General features: G+C 34.2%; 24 protein-coding genes. 19 read left to right on the plus strand and 5 right to left on the minus strand.

Annotated features, from left to right (window positions below; all coding sequences use genetic code 11):
• Nucleotides 1-204: 204 nt before the first annotated feature.
• On the minus strand, nucleotides 205-702 hold the full coding sequence (locus tag DET63_RS07790; protein ID WP_113936322.1) for a hypothetical protein: 498 nt from the start codon (nucleotides 700-702) through the stop codon (nucleotides 205-207).
• A 253-nt stretch (nucleotides 703-955) separates the two neighbouring features.
• Here DET63_RS07790 and DET63_RS07795 point away from each other — a divergent pair, with 253 nt between their 5' ends.
• The 6 genes from DET63_RS07795 (at nucleotide 956) to DET63_RS07820 (ending at nucleotide 5433) form a co-directional block, all read left to right on the plus strand.
• Nucleotides 956-1726: a DeoR/GlpR family DNA-binding transcription regulator gene (locus tag DET63_RS07795; protein WP_113936323.1), complete on the plus strand. Its 771-nt coding sequence runs from the start codon at nucleotides 956-958 to the stop codon at nucleotides 1724-1726.
• A 12-nt stretch (nucleotides 1727-1738) separates the two neighbouring features.
• A complete protein-coding gene (locus DET63_RS07800) occupies nucleotides 1739-2335 on the plus strand; it encodes a GNAT family N-acetyltransferase (RefSeq protein ID WP_113936324.1) in 597 nt (198 codons plus the stop codon).
• Complete coding sequence (locus tag DET63_RS07805; protein ID WP_002127705.1) at nucleotides 2308-2646, plus strand: NIPSNAP family protein; 339 nt, start codon at nucleotides 2308-2310, stop codon at nucleotides 2644-2646. The genes DET63_RS07800 and DET63_RS07805 overlap by 28 nt, the downstream gene beginning before the upstream one ends.
• Nucleotides 2647-2960: 314 nt before the next feature.
• Complete coding sequence (locus tag DET63_RS07810; protein WP_113936325.1) at nucleotides 2961-4811, plus strand: sigma-54-dependent Fis family transcriptional regulator; 1851 nt, start codon at nucleotides 2961-2963, stop codon at nucleotides 4809-4811.
• 115 nt (nucleotides 4812-4926) lie between these two features.
• Nucleotides 4927-5172, plus strand: coding sequence for a DUF3977 family protein (locus DET63_RS07815; protein ID WP_000873838.1), 246 nt, complete (start codon nucleotides 4927-4929; stop codon nucleotides 5170-5172).
• A 21-nt stretch (nucleotides 5173-5193) separates the two neighbouring features.
• Nucleotides 5194-5433, plus strand: coding sequence for a DUF3953 domain-containing protein (locus tag DET63_RS07820; RefSeq protein ID WP_002165667.1), 240 nt, complete (start codon nucleotides 5194-5196; stop codon nucleotides 5431-5433).
• Between the two features lie 47 nt (nucleotides 5434-5480).
• Here DET63_RS07820 and DET63_RS07825 read toward each other — a convergent pair whose 3' ends face one another.
• Nucleotides 5481-6092, minus strand: a complete 612-nt coding sequence (locus DET63_RS07825; RefSeq protein WP_113936326.1) for a TetR/AcrR family transcriptional regulator — start codon at nucleotides 6090-6092, stop codon at nucleotides 5481-5483.
• A 159-nt stretch (nucleotides 6093-6251) separates the two neighbouring features.
• On the opposite strand from DET63_RS07825, the gene kynU reads away from it, so the two are divergent.
• The 5 genes from kynU to DET63_RS07850 all read left to right on the plus strand — a co-directional run bounded on the left by kynU (nucleotide 6252) and on the right by DET63_RS07850 (nucleotide 10743).
• On the plus strand, nucleotides 6252-7538 hold the full coding sequence (gene kynU, locus DET63_RS07830) for a kynureninase (protein ID WP_002032712.1): 1287 nt from the start codon (nucleotides 6252-6254) through the stop codon (nucleotides 7536-7538).
• Nucleotides 7539-7540: 2 nt separating this feature from the next.
• Nucleotides 7541-8170: an arylformamidase gene (gene kynB / locus DET63_RS07835; protein ID WP_078185613.1), complete on the plus strand. Its 630-nt coding sequence runs from the start codon at nucleotides 7541-7543 to the stop codon at nucleotides 8168-8170.
• Between the two features lie 33 nt (nucleotides 8171-8203).
• Nucleotides 8204-9043, plus strand: coding sequence for a tryptophan 2,3-dioxygenase (kynA, locus tag DET63_RS07840; protein ID WP_000661975.1), 840 nt, complete (start codon nucleotides 8204-8206; stop codon nucleotides 9041-9043).
• A 126-nt stretch (nucleotides 9044-9169) separates the two neighbouring features.
• Entirely contained in the window at nucleotides 9170-10087 is a 918-nt protein-coding gene (locus tag DET63_RS07845; RefSeq protein WP_113936327.1) for a serine hydrolase domain-containing protein, read from the plus strand.
• A gap of 20 nt (nucleotides 10088-10107) precedes the next feature.
• A complete protein-coding gene (locus DET63_RS07850; protein WP_113936328.1) occupies nucleotides 10108-10743 on the plus strand; it encodes a Pr6Pr family membrane protein in 636 nt (211 codons plus the stop codon).
• Between the two features lie 56 nt (nucleotides 10744-10799).
• Here DET63_RS07850 and DET63_RS07855 read toward each other — a convergent pair whose 3' ends face one another.
• The gene (locus tag DET63_RS07855) at nucleotides 10800-11132 is read right to left on the minus strand and encodes a DUF3889 domain-containing protein (RefSeq protein WP_113936329.1); all 333 of its coding nucleotides are present in this window, start codon (nucleotides 11130-11132) and stop codon (nucleotides 10800-10802) included.
• Between the two features lie 144 nt (nucleotides 11133-11276).
• Between DET63_RS07855 and sleB the strand changes: the two genes are divergently transcribed.
• From sleB to DET63_RS07885, 6 genes are all read left to right on the plus strand, one after another.
• Nucleotides 11277-12056 carry a spore cortex-lytic enzyme gene (sleB, locus tag DET63_RS07860; protein WP_113936330.1) on the plus strand — a complete coding sequence of 260 codons (780 nt, stop codon included), beginning with the start codon at nucleotides 11277-11279 and terminating at the stop codon, nucleotides 12054-12056.
• 15 nt (nucleotides 12057-12071) lie between these two features.
• Nucleotides 12072-13412, plus strand: a complete 1341-nt coding sequence (gene ypeB / locus DET63_RS07865; protein ID WP_113936331.1) for a germination protein YpeB — start codon at nucleotides 12072-12074, stop codon at nucleotides 13410-13412.
• Nucleotides 13413-13438: 26 nt separating this feature from the next.
• The gene (locus DET63_RS07870; protein WP_002085166.1) at nucleotides 13439-14035 is read left to right on the plus strand and encodes a YhcN/YlaJ family sporulation lipoprotein; all 597 of its coding nucleotides are present in this window, start codon (nucleotides 13439-13441) and stop codon (nucleotides 14033-14035) included.
• Nucleotides 14036-14139: 104 nt separating this feature from the next.
• Nucleotides 14140-14496, plus strand: coding sequence for a hypothetical protein (locus DET63_RS07875; protein WP_002085167.1), 357 nt, complete (start codon nucleotides 14140-14142; stop codon nucleotides 14494-14496).
• A gap of 27 nt (nucleotides 14497-14523) precedes the next feature.
• Nucleotides 14524-15021, plus strand: a complete 498-nt coding sequence (locus tag DET63_RS07880) for a GNAT family N-acetyltransferase (protein ID WP_113936332.1) — start codon at nucleotides 14524-14526, stop codon at nucleotides 15019-15021.
• Between the two features lie 164 nt (nucleotides 15022-15185).
• The gene (locus DET63_RS07885) at nucleotides 15186-15722 is read left to right on the plus strand and encodes a DUF1697 domain-containing protein (protein WP_113936333.1); all 537 of its coding nucleotides are present in this window, start codon (nucleotides 15186-15188) and stop codon (nucleotides 15720-15722) included.
• Nucleotides 15723-15763: 41 nt separating this feature from the next.
• On the opposite strand, the gene DET63_RS07890 is transcribed toward DET63_RS07885, so the two are convergent.
• Nucleotides 15764-16168: a hypothetical protein gene (locus DET63_RS07890; RefSeq protein ID WP_113936334.1), complete on the minus strand. Its 405-nt coding sequence runs from the start codon at nucleotides 16166-16168 to the stop codon at nucleotides 15764-15766.
• Nucleotides 16169-16377: 209 nt separating this feature from the next.
• Between DET63_RS07890 and DET63_RS07895 the strand changes: the two genes are divergently transcribed.
• Nucleotides 16378-17547 carry a ParM/StbA family protein gene (locus DET63_RS07895; RefSeq protein ID WP_113936335.1) on the plus strand — a complete coding sequence of 390 codons (1170 nt, stop codon included), beginning with the start codon at nucleotides 16378-16380 and terminating at the stop codon, nucleotides 17545-17547.
• An 11-nt stretch (nucleotides 17548-17558) separates the two neighbouring features.
• Entirely contained in the window at nucleotides 17559-17894 is a 336-nt protein-coding gene (locus DET63_RS07900; protein ID WP_002085171.1) for a hypothetical protein, read from the plus strand.
• A 220-nt stretch (nucleotides 17895-18114) separates the two neighbouring features.
• Here the strand turns inward: DET63_RS07900 and mleBCA are convergent, their stop codons facing one another.
• Nucleotides 18115-18972 carry a BCA family alpha/beta fold macrolide esterase gene (gene mleBCA / locus DET63_RS07905; RefSeq protein WP_113936336.1) on the minus strand — a complete coding sequence of 286 codons (858 nt, stop codon included), beginning with the start codon at nucleotides 18970-18972 and terminating at the stop codon, nucleotides 18115-18117.
• Nucleotides 18973-19084 lie beyond the last annotated feature (112 nt).

Consider the following 19084-nt stretch of genomic DNA (forward strand, 5'->3'; position numbering starts at 1 on the left):
TCCTTTATCGTATTGTAACTTCCTTCTCCGTTTAAATAACTTTGAACAGCTGATAACTTTAATTCTTCTGAATATATATTAAAAGTTAAGCCTTTTTTAGTCATGAAAAATCCCCTCCAAGTAATAGTGTAACATCCATGTATGTACATGGTCTTTTTACACTGTCTACCTAAAGGGGATAATATCAATCAAAGACTGGTCTTTTTATTTAGATACTAGATTATCAAGCTTCCAATATGTATTTGTTAATGGAGCAACTTTACTATCAATATACAAATACATGTTATTTAAGTCTTTAGGAGAAGTTTTTATTTCAAATACAACGTCAGTAGTTAAAGAGAATTCGTGTGGAACATTTTTATAGTGCTCGTCACCTATCGGATGAGCTTCACCTTCATATTTCTGACCAGTTTTTTCATCTTGTATGAAATATTTTATTTCCGAAAGATCAATAGTTTGTCCATCGTCTCGAACATTATTAATCATAACACGAGTTGTTAGGCGCCACTCTTTGTCTATTTTTTCAAATTTTGCATTTTCAACTGTTGCTCTATAGTATTCATTTTTAACAATTTCCCCATAATGCATTGCATTCTTTTCAAAAGCGCTCTTTTCTTGTTTTGGTGCAGTATTTCCACTACATCCTGCCATTATTCCTGTAAATAATAATGCTGTACAAGTTACTTTAATTATAGATTTCATAGTAATCCCTTTCTGTATTAAAAAGTAAAACATAGGAATAATTTTACATCAATAGGAAGATAAATGGAAGTATGTTTGTGGAATATGCAAATATACATTTATTTCGTTTTCAAGTTAATGGGATAAAAATAGAGAGAAAAACTGTATAAAGCTGAAGAAATAAGAATTGAAAATATTGTAAAACAGAAAAAACATGCATATAATTGAATGAGAAGGATTAAATTTCTGAATCTTCAATAACGGTGGTGGGAACATGTTTACTGAAGAGCGTAGAGAGAAAATTTTAGAGTTACTTAAGAAAGATGGAAGAGTAATCGCAAAGGATCTTGCGGAAAGTTTTGATATGTCTATTGATTCTATAAGAAGAGATTTGTCTATTATGGAGAAGGATGGTTTATTAAAAAGAACGCACGGAGGTGCAGTTGAACTTACGCGAGTGAGAAATTTAGTTGCCGAACCATCGAAACGTTATCGTGATGGTTCAATAGATGAAGATGCGATTGCGAAAGTTGCTGTATCCTACATACAAGAAGGAGATTCCGTTTTTATTGGCGGGGCTTCCATTCATTATGCCATGTTAAAGTATTTACCTGAAACATCATTTATAGTTATTACGAATGCTTTAGAAATTGCTAGTAAGTTACGAGAATATAAGAACATTGATACGTACTTAATTGGTGGAAAAGTGAAACCATCAGGAAATATGACAGATACACTGGCCTCTGAATTGATAAGTAGATTCTCTATTGATCTTTATTTCTCTACAGGTGGCGGTATTTCATTGAATGGTATAAGTACTGCGACACCGGAAGTTGCTTATTTTGGAAAAACAGTAAGTAAAATTGCTAGAAGAAATATTTGTTTAGCTCCTCATAATAAACTTGGAATAGACTGCTTTATAAAAGGAGAGTCACTGTTAGAAATTGACCTTATAATAACAGATGAAGGGGCTAGTAAAGAAACGATTCAACAATTTGAGAAACAAGGTAAAGAAATTGTAATAGCGTCAATAGACCTCATTTAAAAGGAGTTTGAAATGATTATAAAAGGACAAGAGTTTCATATAAATGGATTAACTTATATAGTTCGTTCTGCAGTTCAAACGGATGCTGAGCAGTTATCAGAAATTAGAGTTCAGATCGATGGCGAAACTGAAAATATGGATAGAGAAGCTGGAGAGGGGTTTATTGATAAGATAGGGTTCCAAAAAATAGTAAAAACAGATAGTGAAGAGATGAAGAATCTTTTTTTAGTTGCAGAAGTGCACAACCGAATCGTAGGATTTTCGAGATGTGAAGGATCAAATTTGAAGAGATTATCCCATAAAGTAGAGTTTGGTGTTTGTATTTTAAGAGAGTTTTGGGGATATGGAATGGGTAAGAGTCTATTGCAACAATCTATTCAGTGGGCTGATGAAAATGAAGTGAAAAAGATATCATTGCAAGTGTTAGAGACAAATGAAAAAGCCATCCAACTTTATAAAAAATTAGGTTTGGAGGTAGAAGGTATTCTAAAAAATGATAAAAAACTGTCGGATGGTAAGTATTATAATACGGTAGTAATGGGAAGGTTTACTGATACTTTTCATAAAAGAGTTGAAGAAGTATGTTTTACAGAAGGAAATACTATGTAGTAAAAAATGAATTCATAGAAATATTTAATGATCATTTCAATGATACTAATTTACCTAATCAAATAAAATATGGTTCTCGTTTAATAGGACGCTGGATGAAAGATAATAATGATGGTACGACTGAAGTATTTGCAATATGGGAATATGATAGTTATGAACAGTATAAAGAAATTGAATCAAAAATTAGAAGCGACAAGATACATGTTAAAAGAATACATGATTGGTATGAAAAACATGGCGGGAAAGAATATGTTTTACAGGAGTACATATTAGAGTTAAAAAATGAAGAGTTAGTATGTACTGTAAAGTGATAGAGGGGTGAGGAATAATGGGAATTAAAACAAAATTATATTTTAGTTTAGCATCCACCATTTTATTTGCAATAGCGGTGATAGTTTTCTTTATAAACGGCAATCCACAAAAGTGGTTTTGGTTATGTATTTTCTTTGCGTCCATTATACAAAATATAGTTCTACTAAAAAAGAATAAAGAAGTTCATTAAGATATTCAAATTATTAACATATTTGTGTCATCTTTCTAGTTGTATTGAAAACGCTTTTATTCAGTTTTATAATAAAAGTATGTTTTATAAATCTCCAAAACAATTAATAGGGGAGATGATACAATGTTAGCTTCACCGTTTTACTTACATACATGGAAAAAGTTTATGGATGAAGGAGTCCTTGATTCGAACCGTATAAACGAAAGAATTTCAGAGTCATGGCATCGATGTAAACAAGCAAATGTGAATCCTCATATGAATAAAGGTCAGAAAATTTTGTCTTCTGATATTTTTCAGGATCAAAAGAAAAAGAGTGAAATCTTCCTTGATATAGCAATACCTCAAATACAAAATATGAGAAAAACCATTGATGAACTGCAAATGATGGCATTATTAATTGATCCAGATGGTTATGTTCTATCATTAAGTGGAAATCAGCAAACGTTGAAACGAGCGAAACATATTAATTTTATTGAAGGTGTGAAATGGACGGAAGCAGCTGTTGGTACAAATGCGATAGGAACAGCGTTACAGATTGAAGAGGCTATTATGATAAGTGGTACAGAGCATTATTCTGTCGCATCTCATAGCTGGAGCTGTGCGGCCTCTCCGATTCATAATGATGACGGGAAATTAATTGGTGTTCTAGATTTCTCTTGTCCAATTGAGTTTTCACATCCATATATGCTCGGAATGGTAACTTCGATCGCGCATGCGATTGAACGTGAATGTAGTATTCGAGTACATCAAAATGAACTGCATTTAATCCATCGTTTTTTAGATGTAATTGACAGTGATGAACAAGTTGTTATTTGTAACCATCGTGATGTTATCGTTTCTGCGAGCAAGAGGGTTCGTGAACGAGTATGTAATTGGTCACGAATGAAACTTGAAGATTTAATGCACAATGGATTGAAACCTAAATTAGAGGTACCGGTATATAGTAATGATAGAATGATCGGGAAATGTATTTACTTAAAGGAAAATAAACAAGAAAATTTATTTTCTACTTACCCGTTTATAAACGGAATTACTTTCCCTGGAGTTATTGGGACAAGCAGCGTATTTCAACATACTTTAGAAGAAATTAAGCTTGTTTCACCAACTGACGCTAGTGTATATGTATGTGGTGAAACAGGTGTAGGGAAAGAATATGTAGCGAGAGCGATTCATGAAAATAGTCCAAGAAAAAATGGTCCTTTTATAGCTGTTAACTGCGGTTCATTACCGAAAGAATTAATGGAAAGTGAATTATTCGGTTATGCTGAAGGTGCGTTTACAGGTGCGCGGCGCCAAGGATATAAAGGGAAATTCGAACAAGCAGACGGAGGAACAATATTTTTAGATGAAATTGGTGAAGTGCCGCCAGAGATGCAAGTGGCATTATTGCGTGTTTTGCAAGAACGAACAGTAACCCCAATTGGTAGTTCAAAAGAGGTACCAGTAAATATTCGTATTATTACTGCGACACATAAAGATTTACTAAGATTAGTAGAAGAAGGGAAATTCCGTCAAGATTTATATTATCGTTTACATGTTTATCCGTTATATGTTCCGTCGTTAATAGAAAGAAAAGAGGATATTCCGTACTTCATACAACATTTTTGTGAACGAAAGGATTGGAATGTTGTATTTCCAAAGAGTATTTGTAATCAATTTTCACAGCATACATGGCCCGGAAATATTCGAGAATTATTAAATGTATTAGAACGCATATACATTTTGTCGCAAGGACGGGAAATATGCGAAAAACAAATCTCTTTTTTATTACAAACAATGATGGGAAATCAACATCAACTTGAATTGCAAGCAGAAAATAAAACGGAGCATACATTAAATTTCCGTGAAAAAATACAGCGTGATAGCATGATTGAAGCGCTAGAAAAGACGAACGGAAATGTTTCATTAGCTGCAAAACTATTAGCTGTGCCGCGCAGTACGTTTTATAAACGAATGCAAAAATTTAGGCTATAAAAGTAGATTTTTGTAATCTACTTTTTCTTTATGGGCTCACGTTCTGTCGGAATGTGCGCTTGCCAGGGAAATAATAGAATAATTAGAAAGAAGATTTCCTGAAGGGGGTTAGCATGTGAAGTATATTGAAATTGGAATCGGGAATAGGTGGTTCATTCGAACGGAAACCGAAAATAAAGATGGAACTGAATTCGAGGAACGAGGAATTATTAAACCAATTTATTTTGAGTCTTTATATGTACGGATTTGGTTTCGGAAAACGTGTTTTATTTTTGATACGAAAGAGGGCTTTAAGAAAGTAAGAAAAAGTAGAGCTGAGTATAAGTTTATTGTTGGGATGGTGAGTAGGTTAAAACAATAGAATCAAACAGGGGGTGTTTTTATGATTAGAATTATCACATTCATACTCGCTTTTATTATAATGGGCTATTCTATTTACAGTTGGAATGATGATTCGAAGCAAAGTATGCTCATTTTACAATTACTTTTAGGTTTTATGCTTGCCGGTATGGGGATACACAACGTTAAGAAGGATGAAAAAGAGAATAAGAATATGGGGCTTTTGCTATTACTTACATCACTTTTTTGTATTATTGTATCGTTAATAAAATATTTTAAATAAACCGTTACTAAGCATATTGAGTAACGGTTTATTGAGGTTATAATGTGCTATTTATATAACCCCGTCGTATACATTACCGTTAAAGTATGTACAATTTCTTCTAATTCTAGTTCTTTATCATTTTGCACGATTGTCCAAAGAAACGTTTCATTCATAGAGAACCAGCCGCATGCGACAATCTCTTTATTTAACTCAGTTCGTACTAATTCATTTTCCTGGGAATGAGTAATGTCTTGTATAATCCGTGTTACAAAGCGTTCGCGAATCTCATCCCATTTTTGACGTATTTCTTTTGAGGTTCTTATTGCTTCTTCAACAACTTGTAATATAGCTCTTTCTTCTTGTGCTAACTGTAAAAAAGCGCGCACTTGATTCTGAATCATATCTCGTGCTTCGGCCTTTGTTTGAGGTAAAAAAGAGCGATCAGCAATATCATAAAAGCGATTCATAACATCTTCCATCAAAACGACGAGGAGAGCATCTTTGTTTTTAAAATATACATATGCTGTTCCATAACCAGTTTCTGCATGTTTAATAATTTGCGTGATTGTAGTTTTCTGAAATCCGTTTTTTATAAACATAGTATAACCGGAATGTAATAGTTTCTTTTTTGTTTCTAAGGAGCGATGTTTTCTTGTTGAAAGAGTAGAATTTTCCAAGGAATCACCTCTTTATACTGAAATATCTGAAAATATAATTGTATTGTAAAAGAAGTTCGTATATAAAGTCAACTGACATAATATCATTGACGTTATATCAATTTAAGTGATATATTTCAATTAGTTAGAATAAAAAGAAAATTAAAAGAAGGTGACACCATGTATAAAGAACCATTTCAACCAACTTATGAGTATGCGCTTGAATGTGATAAACATGATGAACTGAAAGATTTTCAATCTGAATTTTATAAAAAAGAAGGAACAATATATTTAGATGGTAACTCTTTAGGGTTGCTTTCAAAAAGAGCAGAGAAATCGTTACTTACCTTGCTAGATTCATGGAAAGAGTTTGGGATTGATGGATGGACTGAAGGTGAGCATCCATGGTTTTTCCTTTCGGAGAAATTGGGTGAATTGACAGCACCTCTTATTGGATCTTTACCGGAAGAAACGATTGTAACCGGTTCCACGACTGCGAATATACATCAAGTTATTGCGACGTTTTATGAGCCAAAAGGAATACGAACAAAAATTCTTGCGGATGAATTAACTTTTCCGTCAGATATTTATGCACTTCAGAGTCAAATTCGTTTAAAAGGCTTAGATCCAGATGAACATTTAGTACGAGTGAAAAGCCGAGATGGAAGAACACTTTCTGAAGATGATATTATTCATGCGATGACCGATGATATCGCTTTAATCTTATTGCCTTCTGTACTATATAGGAGTGGACAAATTCTTGATATGAAGCGATTAACAGCTGAAGCTCATAAACGTGGTATTCATATCGGTTTTGATTTATGTCATTCAATCGGCTCCATTCCGCATCATTTTAAAGAGTGGGATGTAGATTTCGCTGTATGGTGTAATTATAAATATTTAAATGCAGGTCCTGGTGGTGTTGCAGGCCTTTATGTAAATAATAAACACTTTAATAGACTCCCAGGATTATCTGGTTGGTTTAGTTCTAGAAAAGATAAGCAATTTGATATGGAGCATTCATTAACTGCGGCTGACCATGCTGGAGCTTATCAAATAGGGACACCTCACGTATTAAGTACTGCACCATTAATCGGTTCTCTTGAAATTTTTAAAGAAGCTGGTATTGAAAAGTTACGTGAAAAATCATTACATATTACGAGATATATGCTTGATTTAATTGAACATGAATTAAAAGGCTTTGAATTTACAATTGGAAATCCATTAGAGGATGAAAAACGAGGCGGGCATATTTATTTAGAACATGCCGAGGCGGCACGTATATGTAAAGCGTTAAAAGCAAATGGGGTTATTCCAGACTTTAGAGCTCCAAATGGAGTTAGACTTGCGCCTGTTGCTTTATACAATACGTATGAGGAAGTATGGAATTCTGTACAAATCTTAAAGAACATTATGAAAAATGAAGAATATAAAAACTTTGAAAATAAGCGAGAGGTTGTGGCGTAAGCATGAAAACATCGCAGTGGATTGATATTTCACAACCGCTAAATAATGATATCGCGACATGGCCAGGGGATACACCGTTCTCGTATGAAGTTTCATGGTCAAAAGAAGACAGTGGTTCAGTAAATGTCGGAAAGTTAACGATGAGTATTCATACAGGCACTCATATTGATGCACCTTTTCATTTTGATAATGACGGTAAGAAGGTGTTGGATTTAGATATTCAAGTTTATGTTGGTCCAGCCCGGATCATTGACGTTTCTAATCTTGAAAGCATCGGGAAAAAGGAATTAGAAAACTTTCATTTAGAAGGTGTAGAACGATTGTTATTACGTACATCTTCACATGGTAAAGTAAATGAATTCCCAGATGTAATCCCGCATTTACGCGCAGATATTGCAGCCTTTCTTTCTGAAAAGGGAATTCGTTTAATCGGGGTGGACGTACCATCTGTTGATCCTTTAGATGATAAAGAACTAGCAGCGCATCATCAATTATTTAAACATGGAATTCATATTTTAGAAAATGTCGTACTAGATCACGTAGTAGACGGCGATTACGAACTTATTGCATTACCACTTGCATTAACAGATGCGGATGGGAGTCCAGTTCGAGCTGTTATTAGACCAATATAAGTAGAAATGAACACAAAGGGGCGTTTGGCTAATATGAAAGAAAATGAAAAGGTAATTATGGAAAAAGGGATTCATACGGATTTTAAAGAGAATATGACGTACGGAGAGTATTTACAGCTAGATAGCTTATTATCTAGTCAACAAAGATTATCAGATCATCATGATGAAATGTTATTTATCGTTATCCACCAAGCGAGTGAGCTTTGGATGAAACTAATTTTACATGAATTGAATGCAGCGATTGAATCTATTAAACAAGATAAATTACCACCAGCCTTTAAAATGTTAGCACGTGTATCAAAAATTCAGTCGCAAATTATTCAATCTTGGGATATTCTTGCGACATTAACGCCATCAGAATATATTGAGTTCCGCGATTCACTTGGTCAGGCTTCAGGCTTCCAATCGTATCAATATCGAATGATTGAATATGCACTTGGTTATAAAACACCACATGCATTAAAAATTTATGAAAAGGACCCAGAATTACATGCTCGTCTTCATAAAGCACTTCATGCACCAAGTTTGTATGATGTGGCGATACAAGCCCTTGTTAAAGAAGGATTTCCAATTCATAAAGATGTGTTAAATCGTGATGTTACGCAGCCTTACGAAGAGGATGCAACGGTAGAAGCGGCTTGGATAGAAGTATATGCGGACGTGCAGAAATATTGGGATTTATATCAGCTTGCAGAGAAATTAATCGATATTGAAGACTGGCTACAACAATGGCGTTTCCGTCATATGAAAACGGTAGAACGAATTATTGGTCATAAAATGGGAACAGGTGGCTCTTCTGGCGTATCTTATTTAAAGCGAGTGCTTGATCAATGCTTCTTCCCAGAGCTTTGGAACGTTCGAACGAAATTATAAAAATAAACTTGTCAGCTATTAAATGCTGGCAAGTTTATTTTTTTGTTTTAATAACAAATATGATTTAATAGAGAGAACGAGATGAACTACAAATATTACATAACCGTTTAGATGGAGGAAGATTTCTTGAATTTCGAGCAATTACAAAATAAATTTGAAAAGAAAAAGGTTAATGCATTTCTTGTTTATCAAAAGGGGGAATTAACGACTGAGTACTATAAAACGATAGACTGTGCAAATGACTTATTTAAAATTAATTCGATTACAAAAAGTATCGTATCTATATTAATTGGTATCGCAATTGATAAAGGATTTATAAATAATATACATACACCAATCACAACATGGATTCCAAATGTACCGGAGAATAAGAGGGAATTAACGCTGTATCATTTATTAACGATGACAACAGGAGAAGATTGGAAAGAGTTCGGAAATGGGGTTGTTTTCCCGAATGATTTTGTGGAATCAGACAATTGGGTGCAATACATTTTAGAAAAGCCGCTCATTGAAGAAATGGGTACGAAAATGAATTATAACTCAGGTTCTTCCCATTTACTTAGTTACATCATTCAAGAATCAACTGGAATGTCGACGGAGCAGTTTGCGAAAAAGTATTTATTTGAGCCGTTAAACATTACGGAGTATGAGTGGCAACAAGACCCGCAAGGTATATATGTTGGCGGATTTGGTATGAAAATGAAATCTATAGATTTATTAAAGTTAGGAAAATTATGTTTGCAGAATGGATATTCGAAGGGAAATGAAATTATATCATCGAAATGGTTAGAGCAATCAAGTACAGCTCTATTTGAAACGTATGAACATGTCGGGGCATATGGATATCACTGGTGGGTGTTAAATAACGAAAGATTTCACATACCGTATTGTATGTATTTTGCTATGGGATACGGAGGGCAATACATTATTATCATTCCGCAGTTAGAGCTCGTAGCTGTTATTAGTAGTCACATGCCCAAACGTGGCCTCGTACCATTAAAGTTATTTATAGAGCATATAAAAGAGAATTCCAATCATAAATAAGAAGAGACAGGAGGTGTTTTATGAGAAGTGCAAAAATGATAGCGATATTAAGATTGTTTTTAAGTCTTTTAGCGTTTAGTGCACTTGTTACTCAATTTGTTACAAGAGCACAAGTGAAACCGTTCAATCCAGTTAATTTTTTTAGTTACTTCACAATTGAAAGCAACATTTTAGTGGCGGTAATTCTTCTATTAAGTAGTTTAGGGACAACCCTATTTGGACGTTCGGAGCAGTTTGGAGTTCTTCGAGGTGCAGCTACAGTATACATACTGACTACAGGGCTTATTTATTTTTTGTTATTAAGGGGATTAGAAGAGTCACTTCAAACACCGATACCGTGGGTCAATACTGTGCTTCATTACATCATGCCGTTAGCGATGATTTTAGATTGGGTTATAAATCCACCTACGAAGACCATTACATGGAAACAGGCTGCGAGTTGGCTTGTTTTCCCGCTTTTATATGTTGTCTATAGCTTAATACGCGGGCCATTCGTGAATTGGTACCCATATCCGTTTTTAGATCCGAGAATAGGTGGATATGGGAGAGTATTTTTATATAGTATAGGGATATCAGTTATTATTGGAGCTATTTGCGGATTAGTAAAAATGTTAGGGAATCGATCTTTGCATATAAAAAATAATCCTCCTTATTAAGGAAGAAGTACATAAAGAAACCTCTGTCTGTATGTAAAGACGGAGGTTTTTTTGTTTTACCGACTTGTCTTCTGAAAGGACATCTTTAAAAATTCCTCTGTTTTCGTATCAAACTCTACATCCACAAAAACACCATACTCTTTTCCACCCTCACGTAGCCATAATTTAAACTTTTCAACGGTTATTTGAACAGTTTTTGGTTGTCTACCTATATGAAGGTAATCGATAATCTCAGCTTTCGGATATTGTTCTTTCGTTTTTTCAACGGCTAGTTTACCCCATTTTGCATAGGGTGGCTGTGCGCGAACAATAGATGGGTCGGTATGTATATTTGAACATATTGTTATTAAAAAAAATATAAATGCTGTGCGTGCGAAGAACTGCCTCATAATAAGCTCCTTTTGTCTTTTTTTATATTATTTACATATTTCTTTAAGCATATAAGTTTGGATTTTTTTGTCTTCTTTACATAAAAACGAGGGTTTTACAAAACATAACCATGAAATCATTTCCGTAATTAAGGAGGGAAATACATGCGTCAAAAAGCTGTTTTCAAGATAGCGATTTTGCTTGTATTTGTGGGACTATCTTTGATGGTCAGTAGTATACAAACCAAAAATGTGGAAGCCTTTTCTAATCAAGTGATTCAAAGAGGGGCATCTGGAGAAGATGTCATTGAACTGCAAACTCGTTTGAAATATAACGGATTTTATACGGGGAAAGTTGATGGTGTTTTCGGATGGGGTACATATTGGGCGCTTCGAAACTTTCAGCAAAAATTCGGATTGCCAGTTGATGGTTTAGCGGGTGCTAAAACGAAGCAAATGCTTGTAAAGGCAACGAAGTATGATAAGTCGACCGCTAATAAAGATACTACAACTAATAAAGGGAACAGTGGTGGAGGTACACAGGAAAATAAGCCGCCAAAAAGTACAGGGACAAATGTTCCAAACGGTTATTCTCAAAATGACATTCAGTTAATGGCAAACGCTGTATACGGAGAATCCCGTGGTGAGCCGTATTTAGGACAAGTTGCAGTAGCTGCGGTTATTTTAAACCGTGTCACAAGTGCATCATTTCCAAATACTGTTTCAGGAGTAATCTTTGAGCCGAGAGCATTTACAGCAGTAGCAGATGGACAAATATATTTAACGCCAAATGAAAATGCGAAAAAAGCCGTATTAGATGCGATCAATGGATGGGACCCAACTGGGAATGCATTATATTATTTCAACCCGGATACTGCGACAAGTAAATGGATTTGGACTCGTCCACAAATTAAAAAAATTGGCAAGCATATTTTCTGTAAATAGAGCGGAGGTGGAAACATGTTACGAGGTATTATCATCGTATTGTTAACAGTAGGTGTAGTCGGAACAGGGTATTGGGGCTATAAAGAGCATCAAGAGAAAAATGCAGTATTAATTCGAGCGGAAAATAGTTATCAGCGTGCGTTTCATGATTTAGCATATGAAGTTGATTTATTACACGATAAAATTGGAACAACACTGGCGATGAATTCACGTTCCTCATTATCGCCAGCTTTAGTAGATGTATGGCGTTTAACATCAGAGGCTCGTTCTGATGTAGGACAATTACCTTTAACATTAATGCCATTTAATAAAACGGAAGAGTTCCTTGCGAATATCGGTGATTTTAGTTATCGTGCAGCGGTTCGTGATTTAGAAAAAGATCCGTTAAATGATCAAGAATATAAAACGTTACAAGGTTTATATTCAAATGCAGCAAATATACAAGATGAACTGAGAAAAGTGCAGCATCTTGTATTGAAAAATAATCTTCGCTGGATGGATGTAGAAATGGCTCTTGCGTCAAACCAAGATCCAGCAGATAACACAATTATCGATGGATTAAAGACGGTAGAAAAGAATGTAACATCATATTCGTCCACAAACTTTGGACCGACTTTTACAAGTGCACAAAAGAATAAAAAAGGCGGATTTGAGGCAAAAGGAAAGGCGATTTCGAAAGAGGAAGCGGAAAAAATCGCGAAATCATTTTTAAACTTAAAAGGGAATGAAAAAGTAGAAGTTGAGAAAAGTGGAAAAGGTGCAAAAGAATCATTCTACAGTGTGAAAATTCAAGATCCAGCAACGAACAATGAGTATTATATGGATATTACCGGAAAAGGTGGATATCCAATTTGGGTAATGAACAACCGAGAAATTAAAGAGCAAAAAATCAGTTTAAATGATGCAGGAAGTAAAGGATTGACGTTTTTAAAGGATCACAAGTTTACAAATATGGAGCTGTTTGATAGTTCTCAATATGATAATATCGGTGTGTTTACGTACGTTGTAAATGAAAATGGAGTGCGTATTTATCCAGAAGCAATCCAAATGAAAATTGCTTTAGATGATGGGTCGATTGTTGGTTTTTCCGCAAAGGAATATTTAGCATCACATCAAAAACGAACGATTCCGAGTGCGAAGCTAACCGCTGCTGAGGCGAGAAAGAAAATTAACCCCGATGTAAAAGTTATGGAAGAACGTAAAGCTGTAGTAGTAAATGACTTGCATAATGAAGTACTTTGTTATGAATATATTGGTACTTTAGGGAAAGATACGTACCAAATTTTCATTAACGCAAATAGCGGAGCAGAAGAAAAAGTGAAGAAGATGCAAGCTGTTGAAAAAATTTATGATTAAACATCAATGATAAAGTGGTGAAAATAATGAAAATCATTATATATATGTTAATGCTTTGTTTCGTTATTACTGGATGTAGCATTGGAAAAAAAGACAATCCTAATGAAAAGCCAGAACAAAAAAATGTCTCGATGAAAAATGTTACGTATACAAATAAATCAAATAAGCCAAATGAAAAAGCAGCTGATCATCTGGCATCTTTAGCTGCAAGTATACCTGGTGTAAACGATGCGACAGCAGTAGTAGTTGGGAAGTATGCTGTTGTAGGTATTGATGTGAAAGCGAAACTTGATCGAACTCGCGTTGAGTCAATTAAGTATTCTGTTGCAGAAAGTTTAAAGAATGACCCGAACGGTGCAAATGCAGTCGTTGTAGCAGATGTGGATACGTATGAACGATTAAAACAAATAGGTAAGCAAATTAAAAAAGGTAAGACTGGTGAAGGCATACTTGATGAATTAGCAGCAATTGTTGGCCGAGTAATGCCGCAAGTTCCAAATGATATGATTGAAAATAGAGAAACGAATCCGATTAAAGATAATGATAAACAATTACCAAAAGATGAAGAACAAGAACTACGAAAAGAACAAGAAGATCAGTCAAATAACCATTTGAAAAAATAGTGAAAACCCCGTACTAAATTGTACGGGGTTTTTCTGTAAGATTAAATATTCAGTTTATTTTCGAGGGAATATATGGTTTAATAATGAGGGGAGGGACAGCCGTTATGATTAAAAAAAGCGCACTCATATTAGGTAGTTTATGCATAGGTTTTAGTATGACAGCGTGTGACCAGAAGAAAGAAGTAAAGAAAAAAACAGCTATGTCTTCTACTATAACGGAAAATAAAAAGCAAGAGACCATTAATATAAATCATTTCTCAAATATTAATGAAGGAATGACTTATTTAGAAGTGAAAGATTTAATCGGTTTTGAAGGGGATTTACTCATAGAAGAAGGGGAAGAACATTCTACACGAATTAAGCAAATTTTTGCTTGGAAAGGAAACGATCCAAAATCATTTGCTAAAATAACATTTTTGGATGGAAAAGTGCATTCTAAAACACAGCAAGGTTTAAGTTAATAACTTGAAGGAATGGGAGAGTTAAGCATGAACATACATACAGGGGAAATACAATTAGTGCCGTATAAGGAGCAATATAAAGAGATAATACAATCATTTACTTTACCAAGTGAACAAGTTCAATTTACGGCGAATCCAGGTGAATTACTGGAGAAAGCGAAAAATGATCGAACGAAAAATGTAGTTGTTATTTTAGACTATAACGGAGTACCTGTCGGTGTATTTATATTACAAACAGGTGATAGGGTACAGGAGTTTACAGAAAATAAGGATGCCCTACTTTTAACTTCTTTTTCCGTTAATCACAATAAACAAAATAAAGGATATGCTAAAAAATCATTGGCGTTATTACAAGACTTTGTAAAATATTATTATCCAGTAAAAAATGAAGTGATTCTTGCTGTAAATGAAAAAAACATTCCGGCACAAAAGTTATATGAGAAAGTTGGATTTCAAGATAAAGGGTTTAGAAGAATGGGACCAATTGGACAACAATTCATATTACATTTGCCTATAACGAGATAATGAGATAACAAAGCTTACTCTTGAAAAAAATCATGTAGTAAGTTTTTTTATTTGAGATATTTTCCGTACATGATATGTTAGATGTATTAAAGTAAGTATTCGAGAAGCATGAAGGTGCAAAACAATTCGATTGTTAAGCATTTAAATACGTGAGGGGTAATCATATGACAATTTATATTGCACTACTACGGGGAATTAATGTAGGTGGACATAAAGTAATCAAAATGGCAGATTTGAAAATAATGTTTGAATCAATAGGGTTAAAAAGAGTGAAAACATATATTCAAAGTGGAAATGTAGTGTTTGAGTCAGAAGAAGAGATAAGTTTTTTAAAGGAACGAATTGAATGTGAAATTAACAACGTTTTTGATTTCAATGTTCCAGTCATGTTACGAGCAAATGATGAATTTATTAATATTATTAAAAAGTGTCCTTACGAGACCCATTCGTTATTAGAAGGAGAAAGTGTACATGTGGCCTTTTTAGCTAATCCACTTTCTGAAGAAGACAGTAAGCGGTTACTTATGTACAAAAGTAACATAGAAGATTGCCATATCGAAGGAAGAGTAGTGTATTTATTTTTCAAAAAAAGCATTCGGAATTCTAAACTAATGAACCAGTTTCAAAAATTACATACGCCAGCTACAGTAAGGAACTGGCGGACTGTGAATAAGCTGAAAGCAATAGCAGAAGGTATTTAAACATAAAAAAGTGGTTTTCTGCATTTAGAAAACCACTTTTTTTATTTATATTGTTTGGCGACAATGAGTTCAACGATAGGATAAATAAAAAATGAAGAACAAAGCGCTATAAAAAGGGGAAGGTTTTTTACACCATCCAAATTGGAACCCATAGAAAATCCTTCTGACCAGAATAATATAAGAAACATAACACCTACAAGAACAAAATACGCGATTTTAAAGCTTTTATATGTAATTTGTTGTCCCATCTCATCTTGACTTTCTTCTGACACGCCGTGAAGATCTCCCCATGTAATATGATTGATGAGGTAACTAAGTATTAAAGCGCTTGTGAAAATTGTTCCACCTAAAATCGTACCTTCAGTAATGTATTTATAAGCTCCGTGTATAAGTACTCCGAGTAATGATAAAACGGTTGTTATTAAAATAAATTTTTTATGATTCATATTAGAACAACACCTCCACTTTTGTAAAAAACTCTTTACATCCATAGTATAAAATCAGAAAAGTTTTATGTCAAATGTTTTTTACATATGAAGTGAATGTTTATGATATTTTGTTTAAAGGATGAAGAAAAAATTACATTACATTTGAATGTAAAAGAATGGGCTCGCATATATTTGGAAGGGATGTCAGATTAATTTAGGGGGTAGTTATGTCTATTCTTTTAAAAGCGGGTGCAGATGCAGGAAATAATGGTTTGAAGTTAATGGTGAAAGGGCAGGAACCTATTTTTATTCCGAGTATTTATTCTTTATATATAGGTGAGTCTACGGGGTTGTTAGATGAGGGTGAAGTTTTATCGTCAGAATTAGAGAATCACATTGATGTGACCATTAGTTCTCCATCGCTAATGTTAAATAATGTACGATACATCGTTGGAGAAAAAGTGATTCAAGATCAATTAAAAGGTACTGAAGTGGAGAAGAAATCAAATAAATCTACTGATGAATTAATGGTCATTACAATCCTTTCAGGTTTAGCGATAAGTGCTATGCGTCAAAGTCCAACTTCAAGTCATATTAATATTCGTTATGATTTATCTGTTGCTCTTCCAATGCAACTTATTACACAGGAAATTGCTGCTGAAAATGCGAAACGGTATATGGGTAATCACAAGGTCATATTCCATTATCCAAATGGACGCGATGTTACGATTAATGTTTCTATTGAGTTTTGTAAATGTCTACCTGAAGGTGCTTCTGGGACGTGGGGGATTGTATATGATGAGGAAGGAAATGTTGTGAAACATAAAATAGAATGTGAACAAAATCAAGTTTCAGAAATTGATTTTGTAGATAAAACTTTATTGTCTTTTGATATTGGCGCGGGGACAACGGAAGAAGTTGTTTCATTAGGGGTAAATTTCCGTCCGCAATTAAGTAAAGGATTATCGTACGGTGTAAAAGAAACGTTACTACAAATTATTACGAGATGGAATCGGAAATATCCTACGAAAACAATTGATAGCATTACAGAATTTAACCAAATTTATTTAAATGAAAAGCACCCAAGAAATGCATTGTTAGTTGAGGAATCGCAGCCAGCATTTTTAGGTTTAGCAGCACGTGTCGCAACGGATATTATTAACAAAATTGATGATATGAAAGACGATCCATATGTATTTATTTATGGTGGGGGCGCAGTTATTATTAAAAATAGCTTGAAAATGATTTTGAAACAAAAAGGACGCTTGAAAAATGTGATTTTTGTAGATAACCCGTTATTCACCAATGCTCGCGGGTTATTAGTATATACATGCTCGCCAAAATATAGAGAGCATAAGCAAAAAGAGTTAGGGTTTACAAACTTAACGATAAGTTAGTTGGTGGAAGTATGCGATCTAGGCGATATAAACGTGGTGATCGAGTGAAAATTAATATTAATAAATCAGTATCGCCTGAAATGATTGCTTGGCTTAATAAACAATCTAATCCAACTAATTTCTTTTTCTTTGCGGCCCAGCAATTATTTAAACAAGTAGGAGATATTGATGTATCAAAAACCTTGCCAAGTAGCCATGTTTTTTCTTTATATATAGAACCATCATCTCTATTAAAAGTTGAAATGAATCCATTTAAACACGTACCACTAGAAAATAGTAAATCCACCGAAAATGTAAAAAAAAAATCGTGGGAATCTGTTGATCAGTTAGATTGTCCATTTTTTTAAGCATAGAAAAATATAGGTAGAGCCCATCACTATACATACGAATGCAGTGATGGGTTTTTGATATTGTATCGTAATCTTTATAAAGTGAAACTATAATCAGTGGGGGTTTTGTTCATACCCCACTGATTATTAGCCTTCACCAATCGGGAGTTTTACTGCCCACAAATAGCGGGATAAATAGAAGGGGCAAAACAACTTGTGCCCCTTCTAATATTTGTTCTTATCTTATATGGGATATATGTTCTGAAACTGCTTTAATAATTTTATCCCAGTCATCGGGATGATTCTCATGTCCTGTACCTTCAAGGGGTAATAGCTTTGAGCTCGGAATTTCATCAATAAGTGCGAGTCCATGTTCAAGTGGAAGAGCTGTATCGTGCGTACCATGAATTACTAAAGTAGGTACTAGTAACGACTTTAGTATACCTTCATAAGAATCATCACCTGTAAGGAGGGCGTGATTAAACATACTTAATAGATTGTTAGCACGTTCTATTTCTTGCTTTACTTGTTTTAAAGTTCTTGCTTCATCAAATATACGCTTTGATCCACAGAGTAGACGTGATCCTGTAATTAAATATTTCGCTATAACATCTTTATTTGTCCAATCTAAATTTGCACCATTAGCATGATGTGTCAAAATTCTTTCATCCATTGGAGGCAAATCACGAGTATTGTTATCAGATCCAATAACGCTTGTTGCTAGTAATGTTAAGGTCAAAATTCTTTCTGGGTGTTTTACTGCAGCAATTTGAGCAATCATACCTCCTAATGACATGCCAAAAAGGTGTGCCTTGTCAATATGATACGCATCGAGTACTCCGATTGCATCTTCAGCCATGTCTGCTACAGTGTAATTGGAAGTCCCAGGCTCATATGTAATAGAGCGACCAACATCACGGTTATCATAGCGAATGACAAATCTTCCTGTGCTAGCTAACCTTTCACAAAATTCTTCATCCCAATAAACCATTGAACACGTAGCTCCCATAATTAATAATATTGCTGGGTTATTAGGATTGCCAAAGCTTTCTGTACATATATCGATACCGTTTACTTTGAAAACTTGTTCACTCATAGCACACTCTCCGTTTCATTTAAAGGCCATTAATAAATAAAGAGAAATATAACTTTGGGTGTTTCTTAGGCGTAAATTAGATTGTATTTAAGTGAAATAAATGTTTTTTGCA

Origin of the sequence: Bacillus sp. DB-2 (assembly GCF_003315125.1) — a bacterium.
GTDB classification, from domain to species: Bacteria; Bacillota; Bacilli; order Bacillales; family Bacillaceae_G; genus Bacillus_A; species Bacillus_A mycoides.

What these genes read in the sequence shown, in the direction of transcription:
- DET63_RS07790 (WP_113936322.1), bottom strand. Translation starts at nt 702, where the DNA reads ATGAAATCTATAATTAAAGTAACTTGTACAGCATTATTATTTACAGGA.
- DET63_RS07795 (WP_113936323.1), top strand. Translation starts at nt 956, where the DNA reads ATGTTTACTGAAGAGCGTAGAGAGAAAATTTTAGAGTTACTTAAGAAA.
- DET63_RS07800 (WP_113936324.1), top strand. Translation starts at nt 1,739, where the DNA reads ATGATTATAAAAGGACAAGAGTTTCATATAAATGGATTAACTTATATA.
- DET63_RS07805 (WP_002127705.1), top strand. Translation starts at nt 2,308, where the DNA reads ATGTTTTACAGAAGGAAATACTATGTAGTAAAAAATGAATTCATAGAA.
- DET63_RS07810 (WP_113936325.1), top strand. Translation starts at nt 2,961, where the DNA reads ATGTTAGCTTCACCGTTTTACTTACATACATGGAAAAAGTTTATGGAT.
- DET63_RS07820 (WP_002165667.1), top strand. Translation starts at nt 5,194, where the DNA reads ATGATTAGAATTATCACATTCATACTCGCTTTTATTATAATGGGCTAT.
- kynU (WP_002032712.1), top strand. Translation starts at nt 6,252, where the DNA reads ATGTATAAAGAACCATTTCAACCAACTTATGAGTATGCGCTTGAATGT.
- kynB (WP_078185613.1), top strand. Translation starts at nt 7,541, where the DNA reads ATGAAAACATCGCAGTGGATTGATATTTCACAACCGCTAAATAATGAT.
- kynA (WP_000661975.1), top strand. Translation starts at nt 8,204, where the DNA reads ATGAAAGAAAATGAAAAGGTAATTATGGAAAAAGGGATTCATACGGAT.
- DET63_RS07850 (WP_113936328.1), top strand. Translation starts at nt 10,108, where the DNA reads ATGAGAAGTGCAAAAATGATAGCGATATTAAGATTGTTTTTAAGTCTT.
- DET63_RS07855 (WP_113936329.1), bottom strand. Translation starts at nt 11,132, where the DNA reads ATGAGGCAGTTCTTCGCACGCACAGCATTTATATTTTTTTTAATAACA.
- sleB (WP_113936330.1), top strand. Translation starts at nt 11,277, where the DNA reads ATGCGTCAAAAAGCTGTTTTCAAGATAGCGATTTTGCTTGTATTTGTG.
- ypeB (WP_113936331.1), top strand. Translation starts at nt 12,072, where the DNA reads ATGTTACGAGGTATTATCATCGTATTGTTAACAGTAGGTGTAGTCGGA.
- DET63_RS07870 (WP_002085166.1), top strand. Translation starts at nt 13,439, where the DNA reads ATGAAAATCATTATATATATGTTAATGCTTTGTTTCGTTATTACTGGA.
- DET63_RS07875 (WP_002085167.1), top strand. Translation starts at nt 14,140, where the DNA reads ATGATTAAAAAAAGCGCACTCATATTAGGTAGTTTATGCATAGGTTTT.
- DET63_RS07880 (WP_113936332.1), top strand. Translation starts at nt 14,524, where the DNA reads ATGAACATACATACAGGGGAAATACAATTAGTGCCGTATAAGGAGCAA.
- DET63_RS07885 (WP_113936333.1), top strand. Translation starts at nt 15,186, where the DNA reads ATGACAATTTATATTGCACTACTACGGGGAATTAATGTAGGTGGACAT.
- DET63_RS07890 (WP_113936334.1), bottom strand. Translation starts at nt 16,168, where the DNA reads ATGAATCATAAAAAATTTATTTTAATAACAACCGTTTTATCATTACTC.
- DET63_RS07895 (WP_113936335.1), top strand. Translation starts at nt 16,378, where the DNA reads ATGTCTATTCTTTTAAAAGCGGGTGCAGATGCAGGAAATAATGGTTTG.
- DET63_RS07900 (WP_002085171.1), top strand. Translation starts at nt 17,559, where the DNA reads ATGCGATCTAGGCGATATAAACGTGGTGATCGAGTGAAAATTAATATT.
- mleBCA (WP_113936336.1), bottom strand. Translation starts at nt 18,972, where the DNA reads ATGAGTGAACAAGTTTTCAAAGTAAACGGTATCGATATATGTACAGAA.